The organism is Lignipirellula cremea, from assembly GCF_056501455.1.
The window spans coordinates 4,355,094-4,375,460 of record NZ_CM151415.1 but is presented as its reverse complement, the minus strand read 5'-3'; the positions used below and the strand labels follow the sequence as shown (position 1 = coordinate 4,375,460).

General features: G+C 64.9%; 8 protein-coding genes. 3 read left to right on the top strand and 5 right to left on the bottom strand.

The window, feature by feature from the left end; genetic code table 11:
• Window positions 1-11: 11 nt before the first annotated feature.
• Both SH602x_RS17065 and SH602x_RS17060 read left to right on the top strand, forming a co-directional pair.
• A complete protein-coding gene (locus SH602x_RS17065; protein ID WP_479473460.1) occupies window positions 12-2,690 on the top strand; it encodes a YbcC family protein in 2,679 nt (892 codons plus the stop codon).
• Window positions 2,691-2,983: 293 nt separating this feature from the next.
• On the top strand, window positions 2,984-3,544 hold the full coding sequence (locus tag SH602x_RS17060) for a carbonic anhydrase (protein WP_479473459.1): 561 nt from the start codon (window positions 2,984-2,986) through the stop codon (window positions 3,542-3,544).
• Window positions 3,545-4,019: 475 nt separating this feature from the next.
• Here the strand turns inward: SH602x_RS17060 and SH602x_RS17055 are convergent, their stop codons facing one another.
• Window positions 4,020-10,964: a WD40 repeat domain-containing serine/threonine-protein kinase gene (locus SH602x_RS17055; RefSeq protein WP_479473458.1), complete on the bottom strand. Its 6,945-nt coding sequence runs from the start codon at window positions 10,962-10,964 to the stop codon at window positions 4,020-4,022.
• Window positions 10,965-11,459: 495 nt separating this feature from the next.
• On the opposite strand from SH602x_RS17055, the gene SH602x_RS17050 reads away from it, so the two are divergent.
• Window positions 11,460-11,810, top strand: a complete 351-nt coding sequence (locus SH602x_RS17050) for an ATP-binding protein (protein WP_479473457.1) — start codon at window positions 11,460-11,462, stop codon at window positions 11,808-11,810.
• Between the two features lie 148 nt (window positions 11,811-11,958).
• On the opposite strand, the gene SH602x_RS17045 is transcribed toward SH602x_RS17050, so the two are convergent.
• The 4 genes from SH602x_RS17045 to SH602x_RS17030 form a co-directional block, all read right to left on the bottom strand.
• Window positions 11,959-13,416 carry a DUF1501 domain-containing protein gene (locus tag SH602x_RS17045; protein WP_479473456.1) on the bottom strand — a complete coding sequence of 486 codons (1,458 nt, stop codon included), beginning with the start codon at window positions 13,414-13,416 and terminating at the stop codon, window positions 11,959-11,961.
• A gap of 34 nt (window positions 13,417-13,450) precedes the next feature.
• Window positions 13,451-16,174, bottom strand: a complete 2,724-nt coding sequence (locus SH602x_RS17040; RefSeq protein WP_479473455.1) for a PSD1 and planctomycete cytochrome C domain-containing protein — start codon at window positions 16,172-16,174, stop codon at window positions 13,451-13,453.
• A 269-nt stretch (window positions 16,175-16,443) separates the two neighbouring features.
• Window positions 16,444-17,784 carry a DUF1552 domain-containing protein gene (locus tag SH602x_RS17035; RefSeq protein WP_479473454.1) on the bottom strand — a complete coding sequence of 447 codons (1,341 nt, stop codon included), beginning with the start codon at window positions 17,782-17,784 and terminating at the stop codon, window positions 16,444-16,446.
• Window positions 17,785-17,834: 50 nt separating this feature from the next.
• The gene (locus SH602x_RS17030; RefSeq protein WP_479473453.1) at window positions 17,835-20,231 is read right to left on the bottom strand and encodes a DUF1592 domain-containing protein; all 2,397 of its coding nucleotides are present in this window, start codon (window positions 20,229-20,231) and stop codon (window positions 17,835-17,837) included.
• Window positions 20,232-20,367: the final 136 nt, after the last annotated feature.

Below are 20,367 nucleotides of genomic sequence, written 5' to 3'. Positions count from 1 at the left end.
GAGATCCAGCGATGCCAGGTCAGGCGCTCCCGATGGAAGAAGAGTTCGACGTTTACGCCTCCGCGGCGTCTGCCGAGGAAGCGGATCTGCGAACGCATGACGAACCGCAGACCGCTGAGCTGAAGGAAGCGATCGCCTACGCGACGGATCTGGTCCCGCCGCTGTGGCCTCTCGCCGACTTCGTCGCGGTCAACCCGTTTCTGGGTCTCGCCGACCGCAAGTTTCTGAACGCTCGCGCGGAACTTCGCGGCGTGCGACGCTGCGACGCGCTGATGCCGAGCGGCTACTACACCCGCCTGCTCGAGACGGGACAGATCGAGAAGGAGGACGTCGCGCAGGGCCTGCGTCGGTGCACGCAGGAGTATCCGCTGGCGTTCCGCGGCTGGAACATCGTGCGGGCGCATCAGGTTCTCTGGCAAGATCTCGACGAACCGAACGATCAGGAGAACGATCGAATCGAGACGCTGTCCGAGCGAATCGATCGCACTTGCGACGGACGGTGGACTTCCGCGATCGTCGACGCGATCTCGCGATTCTGCGGAGCGCAATACGACGAAGGCCAGGCATCGTGGCCCAGTCCCTGGAAGGCCCTGCCGCTCTTCTCGGCCTGGCGAAAGGCGGCTCAGATCGACCTGCGGATGGAAGCGTGCGGGATCAGGGGCTTCCGGCGCTTCGTCTCGCAGTTGCCGGAGACGCCGGAGGAGTCGATCCGGTGCTTGCTTCGAAGGCTGCGAGTCCCCGAGCAAGCGCGGAAGCAGGTTCTCGCGGTCGCCCTCTTCTCGGTTGGAGGCTGGGCGTCGTTCCTGAAGCGTCGAGACGCGGACGAATCATGCAGCGATCTCGTCGGCCTGCTCGCGATACGACTGGCCTACGACGCAGCGCTGGCGGAACTCGAACCGGAGGTCGCGCAACGGTGGGTCGAGGAGCTCGGACGGGTTCGTTGCGAACGGCTGGCAAGGGGTACTGCCGAGAGCGTGCTCGCTCGCTACGTCTTTCAGTCGGCGGCGGAGGCGGCGTTTCGACGAAGACTTCTGAAAAGCGTGGCTCCGGTTTCGCCCGCCCCGGAGCGGCCGCAGCGAGCGCTCGCCCAGATGGTCTTCTGCATCGACGTACGATCGGAGACGCTGCGGCGGCGCCTCGAAACGTTCGGCGAAGGCGCGATCGAAACGTTCGGCTTCGCGGGCTTCTTCGGCGTCGCCTGCGAACACGTTCGCCTGGGCGAAACCGCGGGCACGTCACAGTGCCCTGTCCTGCTGAAGCCTGCGTACGTCGCCGGCGAAACGATCGTCGACGAGGCGACGAGGCATCGCTGCATCGAGCGAAGGAGCCTGGTGCGGTCTACGCGAAAGGTGTGGAAGTCGTTTCAGACCTCCGCCCTCTCCTGCTTTTCGTTCGTCGAATCGACTGGCGTCGCGTACGCCGGCAAGCTTCTGGGGGACTCGCTGCGGTGGACGCGGCCGGTTCCGTCGCCGGCCAGGGACGGGTTGCGGGAGAGAGATGTCCTCTCGCTTCGTCTGACGAAAGCATCTCAGGAGCTTTCGCTCTCTGAACGGGTCGACCTGGCGGAGAACATTCTGAGGAACATTGGGCTGACGTCGAACTTCGCTCGCTTCGTCGTCCTGTGCGGGCATGGAAGCGAGACGACGAACAATCCGTATAAGGCCGGGCTCGACTGCGGCGCGTGCGGCGGACATGCCGGCGAGCCGAACGCTCGAGTCGCCGCCGGTCTGTTGAATGATCGGGAGGTACGGCAGGGACTCGCGCACCGAGGGTTCGCCATTCCCGAAGAGACAGAGTTTCTCGCCGCGTTTCACGAGACGATCACGGACGAAATTCGCTTCTTCGCGAGCCATCTTCCCGCAGATTCACGGAAGGCCTTCCAAGCGCTGAAGTCGACTGCGACGAAGGCGAGCGCCGCGACGCGGGAGGAACGGCGCGGCCGATCGAGGGAGAGCGAGTCGAGCGACGCCCTGCGACGCGGTCGAGACTGGTCGGAGGTGCGACCGGAGTGGGGGCTCGCCGGCAACGCCGCCTTCATCGCCGCGCGACGATGTCGAACCGAGGGGCGAAGCCTCGGGACGCGGTGCTTCCTGCACAGCTACGACTACTCGAACGACCGAGACGAGCGAATGCTCGAGCTGATTCTCTCCGCCCCGGTCGTCGTCGCGAGTTGGATCAACCTCCAGTACTACGCGTCGACCGTCGACAACCGCGCTTTCGGCAGCGGCGACAAAACGATTCACGACGTCATCGGTCGCATCGGCGTCCTCTCCGGGAACGGCGGCGATCTGCGAACGGGGCTCCCCTGGCAGTCGATCCACGACGGAACGCAGCTTCAGCACGAACCGCTGCGACTCTTCGTGCTGGTCGAAGCTCCGCGTGCGGCCATCGACCGGACGCTCCAGAAGCATCCCTCGGTGAACGATCTTTTCGCGAACGGGTGGTCCTACCTCGGCGCGCTGGAAGGCGACGCGGTCTACCTGAGAACTCCCGAAGGCGAGTGGGAACTTCGCCAGGAGTCGGAAAGCGCGTACGAAGCGGCGTCCCCCGCCCCCTACGAAACTCCGACGTGCTGCGATCTGCGACTACGGTCGGCCGAGGTCGATCTTGCCTCCAGCGTCTCGGCCATCGAAGGGCTGCTGGAGCAGTCTGTCGGAGGACGACCGGTAGCGGAGAAAGGCGAGCGATGAACCTCCTTCGTTCCCGTGCGGCGAACTGCGCCGACGAACGCCGATGCGGCGCCGTGACCGCACGCTGTTCTCCCGAACGGTACCGTTTTCCGCGAGCCTGGTCGAGAGCGCCGTCGTTCCGCTGGCGGTATAGCGCCTCGGAGCCGACTTGCGCGAAGAGCCCCGATCGGAACGACGACCCGGTCCGCAGACTTCTGATCGACGCGAAGACGCCGATCCGCTGCGTCGTAGCTCCACGAGAGATTTACCTTGCGTGACGTTCAACCGCCGACAGCCTGAACAGGGAGAAAGGCATGTACCGCTATCGACTGACGCGTCGATTCCTGCTTCCGGAGGAATCGCCCGAACCGGCCGACGATCGAGAATCTGAAGGAGGCCCCTGTCTGCTCATCGCATGCGACGACGCCGTGTTGGACGACACGCTGCTTCGCTCGGACGCCTTGCTGGGCCTGCGGGTCGTGAGGACGCGGGCGAACCGAATCGTCGGGCCGGGCGTCGATCCCGCGCTGTCCGCGTTGATCGAACGCTCGGTCGCCGACGGCCGACTCACGGATCTTGTCGTGTGCGGACACTCCGGCTGTCGCCATTTCGCGACCGCGCCCTCGACGTACGCCGATGCCGGCGCGAGGGGTTCGGAATCCTGGTACGAACGCAGCCTCCGCCGGATGGCCGAAGCTCAGGTAGCGGTCGAGCGGGCCAAGGCGAACGTCGTCGAACAATTGACGATCCTGAAGCGACTTCCCTGCGTCGAGCGTGGGGACCTGCGGATCGCCGGGTCGTTCTATCTGTGCGAGAGCGGAACGACGCTCGCCTTCGACGACGGGTCACATGAATTTCGCCTCGCGACGGCGTAAAGGTTCGGCGCCGTGGATTCGGGCTCCTCGCTCCGGTCGATAAGCGGCACGCGAAAGGAGCGAGCCGCGCCCCGTCGAAGGCGCCGGGACCTGCAGGCGTTTCTTCGGTCGGCAGGACGTCGGGTGACTCTCGCGTCGACAGACGCCGGCGCAGCGAAGGACTCGGTTGTGAGTACGACACGCACTACGAGAGCCTCGTGCGCGAGGGAACCGACCGCTTCCTGGCCGCTCGAATCGGTCGAGCAGACGTTCGCCGTGAGAGCCTGGAACTGACGGACCCACTGTCTAAGGCGAGCGTCGCCACGATGCTGGCGATCTTCACAAGCAAAGAACTCGACGACGCATTCGTTCAAGCGAATCCTGGAACCTGAAGCCCACGGCTCTCGATCGCCGTACGACGCGACCTCCTCATGCCTCGAAAGTCGGCGACGTTCGGAACGCTCAGACTCTCGCGAACAAGGAGTTCAACGGCCTGCTAGGGCGTCCGAGGCGTGATCGCGAGTAGTTTCTGACGGACGCCTTCTCCTGTGACGAAGATGGACCGGCCGTCGGCCCCGTACGCGAGCGCTTCGAACTGTCCTTCCGCGGGCAACGCATAGACGCGAGGAACGCCCGCGAGCGCTCTTGGCCAGTCGTCCGACGGCGAGCGCTCGAATTCCCAGACGGCCGTCGCAGTCAGAACGGCCAGACGTCGTCCGTCGGGGCTCAGGTCCATGGCCGTGACCGCAGGCAAATCGCGCGTAGCGATTCGTCGCGCTGTCGCGGGGCCGGGCGAATCGAAGTCGAGCTTCGCTTCGTAAAGTCCGCACTCGCGTTCCAACTCCTTCGTCAGCAGGAGCAGGATTTCCCTCTCCGAGTCGTAGACGATCGCTTCGCAGTCGTGCGGTCCGTCCTCGAATCGAAGCGTCCACGCGGCGGCGAGATTCCCCTCCCATTCGCCGTCCGCAAGCTCCGCAAGGCTCGGCTCCTCGATCAGGAAGAGCTCGGTCGCTTCCCGACGCTGAAAGTTATCCCCCACGTCGCCGACGAACAGATAGTTCCTGCCTTCCCGTCGCAAGGTCGTGCAGTCTTCCCAGTCGAAACAGCGTGCCTGCGGAACCGCGAGGCGAGCCAGCGTCTTGCCGTTCAGATCCACCAGAAACAGTTCGGGATCGCCGGAGTCGTTATGCGTCCAGAGCGCGTCGGCGCGAACGGAACAGAGGGCAAGGCCGCTGCTTTCTGTGATCCGTTCATCCTCGATGGTCGCCGCTTCCGTCGTCTGGGCAGGGCTGAACTCCAGGGCATCCTCGGTCCCGGAAGGCGTCGGCGAGGCTGCAGGAGGTTCGGCCGGGTCGCCCTTCTCGTCGCTGAATCGGGAATGAAACTTCGTCGCGACGCGTTGGCGGAATTCGGAAGGTCGCAACAGCTCCAGCGTCGCCGCTGGAGTCTCGACGACGTATCGCAGTCCGCTTTCGACATCGCCTTCGGAATCGAGCGGTTCGCCGCTGGACGAGAAACTCGCCCAGGCCTCTTCTGGGAGCGTGAGCGTCGACGCTCCCCAGGAAAGTCCTTCTTCGCCAAGCTCGGCCAGACGCAGGACGCCGTCAAGTCCCACGATCGCCAGCCGACGGTCGTCGAGCCACGCGACGCTGCGCGTCTCCGCTTCGCTGGGCGACGAGATTTCGGCGAGCAGTTCGGGGCCCGACGTACGCCAGACCTGCAGGCGACCGTCGGAAAGCGCCGTCGCCAGTCGAGAGCTGTCGGACGACCACGCAACCGCCATGACGCCGGCCCGCTCGTCGACCGGAATGCGGACCGCCGGATCAGCGGCTGGCGTAGGGAGCCAGACTTGCCTCCAGTGATCGATCGTCGCCAGCGTCGTTCCATCAGGCGCCCACGCAACGCGGCGAACCTTGGCGCCGGCGGGAAGCTCCAGCGAGACGACCTCCGTTCCCTTTCCGCGCCCGATCATGAGCTTCCCCTCGTGCGTCGCCGTCGCGGGAACGCCTTGAAAGGATTCCGCGAACGCGAGAAGCTGTCCCGCTGCTTGAGCGGACGGCCCGAGCGCCTCCGCGACCGGTACGTTCGCGTCGCTGCTGACTTCGAGCAAGCTGCCGGCTTCGGCGACGACATGAAGCGCGCTTCCGTCTTGCTTCCATGCGAGCGTCGGCGGATCGAGCCGGGCATCGACCGGTAACTGATGCATGGGCTCGCCCGTACGCGTCCAGAAGTGAATGCGTCGGTTGTCCGCGAGGCCCGCGAGCATTTCGCCGTCGGGGCTCCAGGCGAGAGCTAGAACCGCGCGGCTCCCCTCCGCGGGGAGCGCCGCGATCTGCCGCCCCTGCTCGTCGAACAGGCGAACGTGCGACTCCGTCCCGGCCACGGCGATGCGAGGTTCCGACCCGGGCGACACGGCGACCGCGACAAGCGAGCGGGCGCTCGCGCCGAAGCTCTCGATCGAGCCGTCCGCGACCTGAACGCGATGGATCTTCGGAACCTGATCGACGTAAGCGACCGTCGCTTCGTCGGGCGAGACGTCGCCCTTCCACAGGCCCGGAGTCGGAATACGACCGGTCAGCGCGGGAGGGTCGGTAGTCGCGTCGAAAATCATTGCCGGCGCATTGCCCAGCAGGAGATAGAACGTCCGGGAGTCGGCGGACCAGCCGATCTGCTCGACCCAGTGGTCTTCGTGCGAGAACCGCTGCCGACTCCAGTCGTCGACCTTCCACAGACTCATTTCCGTAGAACGCGATCCCGCGACGAAGAACCTGCCGTCGGGACTGAATCCGCCCGACTGGTAAACGCCCTCGTTCGGGCCAGTAAGGATTCTCGAAGCGACGCCCGCCGAGGGGGCGGCGACCTGATCCGACGCAGCAGACAGAGCGCGAAGATCGTGTAGATGCAAATCGGCGTATCCGTTTCTCCAGACGCGAACGACGGCGTAGGCGCCGTCGGGACTCAAGGCGACGAACGCCGAGCCTTCCTGCACGTCCGACGGCGCTTGGAGCAGGCCTCCGTCAGCATCCCACACGCGCAGACTCTCGCCGCTGTACGAATTGGTCGAAGCGAAGCTCTGACCGTCCGCCCGCCAGGCGACGGCCGCGTATCCTTCTCCGGTCTTGTAGAAGAGTCGGGCGCCGGTGGCCGCGTCCCATCCGCACACAGGCATTCGGGAGCTTGCCGCAAGAATGCGATCGACGGAGGGCGCCCAGGAGAGCTGCGAAAGCCCGCGAGGCGCCAGCAGCATCTCCGTCGGCTCGGTTCCTGCCGCGGGATAGATGCGGATGTAGCCGTCCTCGGAAGCGACCGCGAAACGGGTTCCATCGCCTGACCAGGCGACGTCGAGGGGCCGCTGCGAAGCGTCGCGAAAGACGACTTGCCAGCGTGCGCTGATCGCGGAATGCGAAGGCTGCGGAAGCAGTCCCTGGAGCGTCGTTCCTTCTTCCGCTGCATTCCAGGCATAACGAATCGTCACGGGCGCTCGACCCGCCGGCGTTATGCGGATCTTCGTTCGCTCCAGAACGGCTCCCTGCGGAGCGTCGACGAGTGCGATCGTCGCCTCGCCAGCAGGAACTGCGATCTCCGTTCCGTCCTCCGCAACGACTTCGAACGGCGCGGCTGAGGCCGTTCCGCTCGTTACGGAGATCTTGATCGACCCGATCGCATCGGACCGAATCGCGAGGAATCCCTCGTTCTTCTCCAGGGCCGCTCGGTCGAGCGGAGCCAACCGCTTCAGTTCGCTGCCGTCAGCCGCATCCCGCTCCGCCGTCTGGAGGAACTTGATCGCCTGATCCTTGTTCCCTAGCGCGACGTAACGATGCGCGAACGTGTAAGCGAAACCGGCACGAAGCGGCGGGTCCAGCGTCGGCGCCACCGCGCCCCAGCCGATGAAGCCGGACTGGCCCTTCCAGGTCAGCGCCAGCTGCACGATTTGGCCCATCTGGATCGAGCCGTCATACAGTACGCCGTCCATCGCCGCCCCGACGGTCTCGAAGGCGACCTCGTCCTGCGCGGGGGACATCTCCCCTCGCATCGAAGCCTGGTCGACGTACTCTACCGCCGCCAGGCAAATCGGAACCTTGACGCGATCGCGGATCGGAATCGTCTCGAAAGCGATCGCCTCCGCGTACCGACGCCCCAGCGGCGAACGCCACATTTCGCGAAGCGACTTCGCGAGCGTGTTCGGATCGACCAACGCCTGGGCCTGCCGCACGATCGCGTTGTCGCCGCCGTCGCGGAGCAGGTGAGCGAAGAGGCGCTGGACCACGGCGTCATCCATCGCTCCGCTCAACGACCCCAGGATCATCACGTTGAGGACTTCCGTCACCGAACTGGCTTGACGTTCGATATCGGTTACGGCTTCGGCGTAGGCGACTTCGCGCACCGCTTGTGCTGGCCCGACGGCGCCCCGTCGTTCGAGCAGTTCCGCCTTAATGAGGGCGGCGTACGTCATCACCGCGGGCGAAACGTTCTGCCCCGTCCGCTTTCGCCTGTAAAGCTCGTCGACTCCCGCTTCGCATCGCGTCCAGTCGCCGAGCGCGGCGTAGATCCTCGCCTTCTCGATCGCGAGAAGCAGATCCCGGTTCGCCGGTTCGTGGCGTCGTAGGAATTCTTCCAGCTGCTTGCGGGCGCCTTCGGCATCGCCCGACAGCCGCAGGAAGCGGACGTAGTGACGATAGATCGTGGAATGCGGAGTGTCGCGCGCGACCGGCTCGGCCGCTTTAACTGCGTTCGGGAGATCGCCCAACAGACTGAAAGCTCGGGCGACGTCGATCTGTACCATCGGATCGCCGCGCCCGTCTTCGCTGAGGAAGCGATCGACTGCGGCGGCCCGTTGCACTTCGACCACGCGATCGGGATCGAAGCGCACTGCCTCAGAAGCCTGGTCCAGGTTCGTCTGATAGGCGGCCGTGATTTCGTCGCGTACCTGCGCGGGAATGAGGGGCGCGACCTGGCTGAAGTCGTACTTGGAGGACAACTCGTCGAAGGTTCCGTCCGCCTCCTCCCGGCGATGTTGTCGAAGTCGCAAAGCCCACAGCCGCGCGCCTGCGAGCGCAGGCCAGCGCTCGCCCGATTCGTAAAGCACTTCCTCGAACACGCTCGCCGCCTCGTCGTAGCGGCTGAGTTCTGCGAGGCACATTCCCTTTTTGAAGCGGCTCTCTTGCCGCACGGCCTCGTCCTCGGACTGGAGTTCCTGAAGTTCGTACTGCCGGAGCGCCGCGGCATACTCGCCTCGGTCGAAAGCTTCGTCTCCTTGTTCCAGAGGACTCGTCGTCTCGGGAGAAGGCTGAAGACTCGCCTGCAACTCGATCAGCCCGACATTGACGGGCCAGAGAAGGCCGAAGGCTCCGCGCGTCGGCAGCGGGAACGGATCGACGAAGCTCAGCGGCGGTAGACGATTCGCCTGCAGACGAATCGTTCCCCGTTCCGAGGTCGCCGTCAACGTCAACGGTCCCGCGGCAAGGTCTTCAGCGTCGAGCGTCCTGCGGACGAGCAGGTCGCCGTTTCTGCGGATGACCGCGACGATCGCCCCGTCCTGTTCCAATCGCTCGGCCAGACTGAGTTGAGCGATCGCTTCCGGCGATACGCCGTCAGCGGCGGTGATCGGAACGCCTTCGAGCGAGAACTGGTATCCGGTCGCGGCGTCCGCCTTCATCAACAGTCCGACGACCGGCGCATGCCGCCAGGATTCGTCGAACTTCGCCTGGAGCCGCACGGCGCCTTCGCTGGCGACGCTGGTCAGAGCGCGAAGGAACGGCTTGCCGTCTCGCCCTTCTACGTGAAGAGCCGCCCCTCCCGCGTCCAATCCGGTGACCGAAGTCCTAATCGACGGCGGAAAGACGTTCGTGACGTCGTCGAACGGCGCCGCGACGTGAAACACCGGCTGCCAGTCGCGACGGCGGCGGTCGAGTTCTCCGGCCAGAGCGTCAGCCAGTTCGCCGTCTCTCGGCCGGATCAGCGCGATCGCGCTCTCCGCGTCCGCGATCGCCGCCGCGTCGAGCGTCGGCCGGCGCAGACCTCGCCTCACGGCCTCGGCGAACGCCTGATCGGTCCGGCGACTGAACGAGTCGGCGGCTGCGGCATTCCGCGGGCGAAGCTCGGCGAGAAGCCCGTCGATTCGCCCGAGATAATCTTCGCTCGCCTCGGCCGAGGTCAATTGTTCCTCGATCTGGCGTTCCAGTTCGTTCGTTCGCAGGCGAGCGACGAATTGCGCTCCGGCCGAACCGGAGACGGCCAGCACGATCAGCAGCGTCGCGATCGAACCGACCAATGCGGCTGCGACTGGCCGCCGACGAATCCAGCGAACGGTCCTCCGTACCGGGCCCAGGCGACGCGCGCGAATCGGCTCGCCCGACAGGTAACGTCCGAGTTCGTCGGCCAGCTCTTGCGCTGAACCGTAGCGGTGCGAGGGATTCTTCTCCAGGCACTTCAGGCAGATCGTCTCCAGATCCCGGTCGACTGCCGGATTGAGCAGTCGCGGCGCGACGGGCGGAGATTCGAGCACCTGCGCAAGCGTCTCGGCAAGGGTCGCGGCCTGAAACGGCGGACGCGCGACGAGCAGGAAGTACAGGACACCGCCCAGCGAGTAGACGTCCGCCTTCGGTCCGATCTGCGATAGGTGCCCCGAGGCCTGTTCGGGCGGCATGTAGGCGGGCGTTCCCAGCACCTGACCGCTGACGGTCAGTTCGAGCCCGCTGTCAGCCCGTTTCGCCAGACCGAAGTCGGTCACCTTGGGGCGTCCGTCCGACGCCAGCAGAATGTTTCGCGGCTTCAGATCGCGGTGGACGATTCCGTGGCGGTGCGCGTACTCGACGGCTTCCGCGATCTGACGGACCAGTTCGGCGGCCCGACGCTGAGGCAGGGGACCCTCGGCGACCTCCTCGTGCAGACTTGCTCCGTCGACGAACCCCATCGAGAAGAAGTGGCGCCCGTCGCGTTCGCCGATTTCGTAGATCGGAACGATACCCGGATGATCGAGTCGCGCGGCCGCTTCCGCCTCGCTGTAGAAGCGCTGCACGTCCTCCTCGGACGCAAGTTGCCCCGACAGAATCATCTTGATCGCGACGAGACGGTTCAGCTTCGGCTGTCGCGCTTTGTAGACGACGCCCATCCCGCCGCGGGCGATCTCGCCGAGCAGCTCGTAGTCTCCGAACTTCTTCCCCTCCTCGTGACGCTTGGCGTCGGTTCGTTCGGGCGGGCGCTTCGTCGAAGCGGAGAGCGCCTGCGTCGCGTCAGCATCGATATCGACGGCGCGGGGAGAGGAGACCGTCGCCGACATCGCCTCGGCAGCCAAGTTCGCCGTGTCATCGACTGCGGAGGCCCGCGCGAATCCGAGGGTTTCTTCGATTTCGGCGCCGTAGTTCGGGAAGCGTGACTTCCAAGTCTCCGCCGTGATCGTTTCGCCTGCGGCGGCGCGAGCGTTCACTTCTAGCTTCAGCAACGTTCGAAACAGTCCGTCGCGGCTTGCCGCCGGCGAAACTCTCAGGAAGTCCTCGATCGCGGGCGATTCGCCGGAATGCAGTTGTTCCTGAAATGAAAGGGCAAGGCGATCGATCGCACTTTCAAGCCGAGGCTCCGGCGATTTTCGTTCTTGTCGCGACATCCGGGCGATCTCGTTGTCCACAAGCCGGTTACGACGAGAAGTCGTCGGCATCCCGCAAGGAAGTCTTCGACCGACACCTCCAGGAACCGGCCGTCGATGCATTCTATATCATGGATCCTTAAGCCGCGACGCTGACCTGTTTTCGAACCGAGGGGCGGTAGACAGGCGCTTCAAGGTCGAGACCTCCGTCTCAACCAGCGGCCACTGTCTTGAAGAGGCAAAGTCGCCCGCCGTCGCAATGCAGAGGCGCTCCCGGCTCGTCCGAATCTCTGGCCGGGAGCCGCCCGCACGTGCGACGGCGTTCGGGCGGCGGCGGCTTCACGCAAGGAAGTCGTGAACGACTCTTGCCTCTTCGACGCCGGTGAGCGGGAAGTCGAGACCTTGAAACTCGTACGTCAGCCGGCGGTGGCCGAACTGGAACTGATCGAGCGGGAGCGGAAGGCCGTGGAGCGGCGGCTGAAAGTCGCCCGCTTCCCGACCTCGAATCTCCTCGACGAGTTCGATTTCGCGGCCCGGCCGAGCGTCGACAAGCCGCTGATGCTGGAACTGGCGAACGGGGAGTACCTCGATCGCCCTGAGAACGTCCTGTGGTCGGGCCGTCAGGCACCGGCAAGACGCACCTGGCGACGGCGCTCGGCATGGCCGCCTGCCTGCAGGGCCGGAAGGTCCGCTTCGTTCGCGTGACGGAGCTGATCACGTTCCTGCTGGAAGCGCGAAAACAGCGTCAGCTCTTGCGACTGTGCGAAGAGCGAAAGCAGTAAGCACGCTCCGCGGGCGGTAGCCAGGGTTCGTCCTGCGCACCCCGCCCGGAGTGCGCGCCCTCCCTTGCCGCTCACGCCAGTAGATCCTCGATCACGTGTCCATGCACGTCGGTCAGTCGGCGCTCGAAGCCGTTGTGGTAGTAGGTGAGCCGCTCGTGATTCAAACCTAATAGATGCAGGATCGTGGCGTGGAAGTCGTAGACGGAGGCGACGTTCTCGACGGCTTTGTAGCCGAAATCATCGGTCGCTCCGTAAGTGAACGGCGCTTTCACGCCAGCCCCCATCATCCAGGCGGTGAACCCATCCGGATTATGATCGCGTCCGCTGGCTCCCTTTTGAAACGTGGGCATCCGTCCGAACTCCGTCATCCATACGACCAGCGTATCTTTCAGCAACCCGCGGCGTTTCATGTCCTTAAGAAGCGCCGCGCAAGGCTGATCCAGCACCGAACCGTGTTTGCTGTATTGTTCCTGAAGCGATTTATGTCCGTCCCAGTTGCTGACCCCCTCGCCGCCGGTTTGATACGCGCCATTGAACAGTTGCACGAAGCGGACGCCCTTTTCGATCAGCCGCCGTGCGAGGATGCAGTTCTTCGCGAACTGCGCCTTCAACGCGTTTCGCGAATCGTCGGCTCCGTATTCGCGCAGGATGCTCTGCGGTTCGCTCGATAAGTCCGTGACTTCGGGAACGCTCAACTGCATCCGGGCCGCGAGTCGGTAACTGGAGATCCTCGCCGCCAATTCGCCGTCTCCCGGAAACCGTTCGAGATGTCGCTGGTTCATGCGTTCCAAAAAATCTCGCGTCGCCCGATCGGTCTTCGCGCCGACGCCTGGCGGAAGGTCGAGGTTGGCCAGCGGTTCGAGGGCGCTGAACTCGGTTCCTTGGAAGGCTGCGGGCAGGAAACCGGGTCCCCAGTTATTGACGCTCGATTGCGGAACGCCTCGCGGATCGGGAATCGCCACGTAGGCGGGCAGATTTTCGTTCTCCGTTCCCAAAGCCCATGTCGTCCACGCGCCCATGCTCGGGAAGCCGTCAAGCGTGTAGCCGGTCGACATGAAATTCTCGCCCGGCCCATGCGTGTTGGTTTTTCCCGTCAACGAATGGATGAAGCACATGTCGTCGGCTAGCTCGGCAAGTCGCGGCACGAGTTCCGAAATCATCTTGCCGGACTGGCCGCGCGGCTTGAATTCCCAGGGGCTCTTGGCGAGCATCCCCTGCTCGCCCTGAAACGTCACCAGCGACTCGGCCCCCGGCATCGGCTGACCGTGGCGTTCGATGAGCTCGGGCTTGTAGTCGAAGGTATCGACCTGACTGCAAGCGCCGGCGCAGAAGATCACCAGCACGTTCTTCGCCGCCGCAGGATGATGCGCGGCACGGCTGGCGAACGGCCGCGCGGGATCGATGTTCGGACGAATCGGCCCGGAGTCGGCGAGCGATCCTCGTCGATCGAGCAGACTCGCCAACGCAATGCCGCTCAGTCCCGTGACGGTCTGAGTCAGGAAGTTTCGTCGATCGAGAAACTGAGTCATGGATCTTTCTCTTCGTTCTCAATATCTCGCGGCGCTAGGGGAGGAACACGAACTCGCTCGCGTTGAGCATCGCGCGAGCGAACTGTCGGATGCCTTCCGCTTCGACGAACGCGACGCTATCGGCCAGTTCTTCATCCGTCGGCGTTCGCTGGAAACACAACTGCCAGGCTTGCGCGATCTGTCGCGGCCGCGTTTCGGAATCCTGTTCCAGTCGTTTCGCGAACAAATCCGCCTGCTGCATGACGAATTCGCTGTTGAGCAGATTGAGCGCCTGGAGCGGCGTGGTCGAGCGACTGCGCTGGGGCGCCGCCATGCTCGCGTCCGGGCAATCGAAAGCGCCGAACACTGGCTCGCGTTCCTGTCGCACCTTCGTCATGTAAATCATTCGTCGCCAATCCTCGAGACCGTACGACTTCTTCGCGTGATAGTGGCGGACGTTTTCCATCTCCACTTCGAACGGGCTGAACCCCGGACCGCCGGCGTTCTCCAGATCGAGCGAGCCGGCGACGGCGAGGATGGAATCGCGAATGGCTTCCGCTTCCAAACGTCTCGGGGGGAAGCGCCAAAGTAAACGCGACGTCGCATCGACTCTTAGGGCGTTCGCGATCGGTTGACTGCTCTGCCGCCACGTCTCCGAGTTCAAAATCAGCCGGTGCACGTGTTTCAGCGACCAGTCGTGATCCATCAGCTCAGCGGCCAACCAGTCGAGCAATCGCGGGTGACTCGGCGGCGTTCCATTGAGTCCGAAATCGCTGGGCGTGTCAACGATGCCGACGCCGAAGTGGAACTGCCACAGCCGGTTGACGACGACGCGAGCCGTGAGCGGATTGTCCTTGCCGGCGATCCAATTCGCGAACGCCAGTCGACGATCGCGCTCGGGCGCGTCGGACGAGAGATTCAACGAGGCGAAGACTTCGATCGCGTTCGGAGCGACCTCTTCGCGCTTCGCGTCCGGTTCGCCGCGATACAGACGATGCGTCGGTCCGGGCATCGAAAACGTGCCGGCGTAAGCGAGCGTCGACTCCTCGAGTCTCTTTTTTTCGTCGCGAGCTGCCTGCAGTCGACGGAGCCGCTCTTGGCCCCGCTCCGCTTCCGCAGCGGGAAACTTCGCGAACCGATACTCCGGTTCCGACGATTCGCCGCCGGCGTAAGGTTTTCGATCGGCGGACGACGCCAGCAACTCCCATCGGTCGGCTTCGAGCGCCGATTCGACGCGGTAGGCGATCGGCAAACGATCGGCATACTGCCCGTCGCGGTCGCGGCCCCAAACGATACGGTCGATGACAGCCGGCTCGGCAAGTTCGATCTGCACCCAGCCCCCTTCGGCTGAGTCGACGATCCAGCTGCGATCGTTGCCGTGACGTCCGTCGTTGACGTGCGTCAGTTTATGTTTCGGATGCACGAAGTCGCCCGACGAGGTCGCTTCGGCGCCGCCGCTGGCCAGAGCGACGTTTCGCCCTTCGGCGTAAATCTCCAACTCGTCGATGCAACCTTCGCCGCCGGTAGTTTTTTCGATCGTGAAGCGAACGAACCTTGCCTCGCGTTTCGCGAACGCTTCTTCGTTCCGCTTCGCGTCGACCGACGGGCGCAGTTTCGATTCCTCGTCGACGAGGAATTTCTTCAGCCGATCGGTCAGGTCGGCGATCTCGGCGTCCAGCGTCGCGAGTCGCTGTCTGGTTTCCGGCGAAGGCGGCAAAGCGCGGTCGCCGTGCTGAACGCCGGCGAACACGGCTTGCATCGAGTAGTAATCGCGCTGGCTGATCGGATCGAACTTGTGGTTGTGGCATCGAGCGCAACCAGTCGTCAGCCCCAAGAACGCGGTTCCGGTGGCGTTGATCATGTCGTCCAGCTCGTTCATTCGCTGAGTCTGTCGCAGCTTCGGGTCCGACCCTTTGACTTGATCGACCGGACCGGCCACGAGGAACCCCGTCGCGACGTCCGCCCCCAACGCGTCGCCCGCGATCTGCTGGCGAATGAATTCGTCGTACGGCTTGTCTTCGTTGAGCGACTGGATGACCCAGTCGCGGTACCGCCACGCCGTGGGGCGCTCGCGGTTCATTTCGAAGCCATGCGTCTCGCCGAACCGTACCAGGTCCAACCAGTACGTCGCCCAGCGTTCGCCGTAGTGCGAACTGGCGAGAACGCGTTCGACGAGCGCCGGCCAGGCCTGGTCGCTTTCATCCGTCACGAACGCTTCGACCTGCTGCGGCGTCGGCGGAAGCCCGAGCATGACGAGATACAGCCGACGAATTAAAACGCGTCGCTCGGCTTCGGGCGACATCGTCAAGCCATGGTCCGTCAGCTTGTCGCGAACGAACTCGTCGATACCGGTCGATCGCGAACGCTTCACCGGTTGAAACGCCCAGTGCGACAGATCGACGTCGGCCTTCGCTGGCCCGTAGCTTTCCGGGGTCTTCGCGCCGTCGGCGATCCATCGTTCGAAGAGTTCGATCTCGCGTTTTGATAACGATTGATCCGGCGGCATTTCTTTGCCGGGCTCTTCGTGCCGAATCAGCTTCAGCAGAAAACTCTCGTCCGGTTTTCCTGGCGTCACCGCAGGCTCGCCCGAGTTGCCGCCGGAAAGGATCGTCGCCAATCGATCGAGTCGAAACTGACTCTCCTGTGCATCGGGTCCATGACAGTCGATGCAATGGGCCTGAATAATCGGCGCGATGTGCTCGCCGAAATCGACTGGCCGATCGGCTGCCGTCGCTGAGCAACACCAAGCCGTCAGCACGACGCAGCTCGAAGCGATCATCTCGATCGCCCGCAGGGGTCGCGGGGCTCGGCTAGGCGTTGCATGACTCATAGCGACCTTCCTTCCAGACTTGACGTGAGCGCCTGCGGACCGAGCGCCTAGCATGGACGAACTGAACGGCACGATCCACGAACTCCGGTGACGGCACGCCCACGAGCGTCGGGGGGCGTGCAGCCGTCGCGACCGGCGCTCGCGCCGCCGGAGAACCGCCGGTCCCACGCACGCGTCGGGCCGAACGGGATTGTGGTCGGGCGCCGTCCGGGCCTCCGTCACAAGAGATTCGGCAGCTTTCCCGTGCTGTCGCCGAGTTTCTCGAAATCGACGTCCATGCGATCGAGCATGGATAGCCAGAGGTTGCTCACCGGCGTGCCGCTGTCGTAGCGGAGGTGGCGTCCGCTCTTGAGCGTCCCGCAGCCCCCGCCGGCGAGCAGGATCGGCAGATCCTCGTGGTCGTGCGCGTTGCCGTCGCGGATCCCGCTGCCGTACGCGATCATCGCATGATCCAGGAGCGTACCCTCCCCCTCGGGAACCTCTTTTAGACGTTCGAGCAGTCGAGCGAACTGCCGGACGTGGAAGAGGTTGATTCGGCGAATCTTCTCCTGCTTCGCGGCGTCGCCGCCATGGTGCGACAGATCGTGATGCCCTTCCGGCGCGTCGGCGAACGGGTAGGGCTTGTTGCTCCCTTCGTTGGCGAGCACGAACGTCACGACTCGCGTGGCGTCGGCCTGAAAGGCGAGCACGACGAGATCGCAGAGCAGGCGAACGTGCTCTTCGTAGTCCGCCGGCACGCCGGAGGGCGTCGGATAGTCCGGCGTTTCGAGCGGCGGAAGGCTTTCCGCCCGCTGCATGCGAAGCTCGATGTCGCGAACGGAGTGAAAGTATTCGTCCAGCTTGCGCACGTCCGCCTTGGAGAGTCGCTGCTCCAGCCCGCGAGAGTCCTCGCGCACGTAGTCGAGCACGCTGCGGCGTCGCGCCGCTCTGCGGGCCGCGGCCTCGTCGTTCCCGCCGAAGATTCGCTCGAAGACGATCTTCGGATTCGTCTCCTTGGGAAGCGGCTGCGTCGCCGAACGCCAGGACATGGTCGAGGAATAGACGCAGCTATAGCCCGAGTCGCAGTTGCCGGCCATCGCGCCCTGCTCGGCGCCGATCTCGAGCGAGGGCAATCGCGTCCGGTCGCCGATTCGCGCGGCGGCGACTTGGTCGACAGAGGGGCCGTTGCGGATATCCGTGCCGTCGGTCTTGTTGGGATGCACGCCCGTCAGGTAGGCGGAGAGCGCCCGCGCATGATCCCCGCCGCCGTCTCCGTAGGGCTTCGCCTTGTCCGCCGCGAGTCCCGAAAGGACCAGCAGGCGATCCTTCACCCCCGCCAGGGGCTGCAAGGTGGGGGACAGCTCGAAGTCCGGACCCTCGCCCTGCGGCGTCCAGTCCGGCATGTGCTTGCCGTTGGGGACGTACAGAAAGGCCATGCGGTTCGGCGCGGTCGTCGTCACGTCGCCGCGCTCCGCCCAGGCGGTCATCGGACCCATCGCTTCCAGCCACGGAAGCGCGAGGGTCGCGCCGAGTCCGCGAAGCGCCGTTCGTCGCGACAGACGTACTGCATGCGTTTTCATGTCGAGCTCTCGAGTTCGTAATCGGTCGACGGGAGACTCGCCGGTCGGCTTCACAGCCCGCGGCGGCGAAGAAAGGGTTCCGACGCGACGATCGCGCGCACCAGCGACGAGAAGCGGAAATCTTCTTCTGCGACCTGTCGCACGATCCGCTCCAGGGCCGGACGGTCGTAGTATTCGAGTCCTCGCCCCAGGGAGTAAATCAGCATCTTCTGCGCAATGCAGCGCACGAATTCCTCCTTGCGTTCGAGGATGATCGATTTGAGTTCGGCGGGCCCCTCGAACCGTGTTCCGTCGGGAAATTCGCCCGCCGCGTCGATCTCGAACGGCCCGTCCTGCGTACGCCACGCGCCGACGGCGTCGTAGTTCTCCAGCGCGAAGCCGATCGGATCCATCCGGGCGTGACAGTTCGCGCAGGCCGGATCCCGTCGATGAATCTCCAGCCGTTCCCGCAGGGAGGCGGCCGACGCGTCCTCGCCGGACTCAGGCAGTTCCGGAACGTCGGCCGGAGGCGGCGGAGGCGGAGCGCCGAGAATCTGCTCCAGGGTCCAGCGTCCCCGCTTCACGGGCGAGGTGCGCGTCGGATTCGACGTCGCGGTCAAGACGCTCGCCTGGGTCAGCAGGCCGCCGCGGTTCCGATCCGACAGACGTACGCGGACGAACTCCTGTCCGCGAATCGGCGCCCCGGGCTCCGCATGCGGCGGTCGACCGACGAGGTTGCCGTTCGCGTCGGCGATGCCGTAGTGTCGGGCGAGGACTTCGTTGAGGTACGTATAGTCGGCGTCGATCAGGTCGAGCAGGCTGCGATCCTCCCGCACGACCGAGTCGAAGAAAAGCTCCGTCTCCTGCACCATCGCTCGTCTCAGGTCGGCGTCGAACGTGGGGAAGAGCGTACCGTCCGGGGAGATGAACTCGATTCGCTGCAATTGCAGCCACTGCATGGCGAAGTTCTGCGTGAGCGATTCCGCACGCGGATCGGCGAGCATCCTCGCGATCTGCTCGTCCAGTTTCGCGCGCAGCCCGCCCCGCTCCGCCAGATCGAGCAGGACGTCGTCGGGCATCGAGGCCCACAGGAAGTAGGAGAGCCGCGACGCGAGTTGAAACTCGTCCAGATCGCGCGGCTCGGCGACATCCGCCGCTTCGTCCAGTTCCGCGCGGAATAAGAACTTCGGCGAACAGAGCGCCGCCTGCATGGCGAACTGCATGCCCCGCTCCCAGTTGCCTGACTCGGCCGCGACCTGCCGGACCAGTTCGGCCGACCGCTCCAGTTCTTCGGCGGTCGGCGGGCGTCGCCAGGCGCGGCGCAGAAAGCGCTCGAGCGCCTCGCGCGTACGCTCCGTTTCCGTCTCTCCCTCTGTACGGAGCAGCGCGCGATGACTGGCCGGTCGCGGATCGAGCGGTCCGTCGAGAGCGAGGTACTCGATCCACAGGACGCTAGGCGGTTCCCCCTCGCGCGGCTTCTCGATCGCGACGAGCATGCGCTTGCGTCCCGGCATCGGGGGGACGACGACCTCCAGAACCGTCGCCTCCTCGCGACTCTTAGCGACGACGTCGAACGACTTCAGCAGTCGCGCAGGGCGAGGAAGGTTGCCGGCGAACTTATCGAGTTCCGCGTCGGGCGTCGCGCCGTCGGACGACTCGACGGCGACAAGAATACTCGCGCGGACCGGCTTTCCATCCGAGCGCTCGCCGAACACCCTCGTACGAAAGACGTACTCTCCCTCGGCTTCCCAATTGTACGGCGTGTTGACCGGGCCCAGGTCGATCGGGCGCGTGCTGTCGGTTCGCATCGGCCGAAAGCCGTCGACGATCAGGCCGCCGGATTCGGAGGAAGCCGGCTCGGTGTACGTCGAGGCGAGGTGCCGCTTGATGACGGGCGGAGGCTCCGGCATGATCGCAGCGGCCATAACCTGCTCCGCCGCGTCGAGGTAGCGCTCCATCAGAACCGGCGACATCGTCAGCACGTCGCCGACGTTGTCGAACCCGTGGCCGATGTCGTCGGACGGAAAATCGGCTGCAGGATCGAAGTCGACGCCGACGAGGTCGCGGATCGTGTTGCGATACTCGGTGCGATTCAGGCGCCGCATCGTGACGCGACCCGGATCGGGCTCAGCCGTCCGGTCGTATTCGTCGAACGCTCGCTTGACGAACTGAACGAGCGCATCGCTCTCGGCGACGCTCGGCCGCGGCTCGCCTTTCGGCGGCATCTCTCCGTTCTGGATTCGTGTCAGAACCGCATCCCATTCGTCGCGACCTCGGATTACCGACGGAATGTCCTGGTACGATTCCAGCGTCAGTCCGCCCTCCGGGTCGTCGCCCGAGTGGCATCCGACGCAATACTTGCGCAGGTAAGGCTCACCGACGCGATCGAAATCCGATTCTTCGGCGATGGCGGGGCTGCCGACGGCGAGGATCGCCGCGAAAACGGCGTGGCGGAGGGCGAACTGCACGAATGCGTCCTCGAAGAGTCGTGCGCGGCGCGAGGTGGGACGACGCGTCGGCGGTCCCGCGACTCGGCGTCTGCAACGGCCGGGAGCCGATTGCGGGCGACGTCGTCGGAGGCGGGCGAAGGCGGGGGTGATCGGA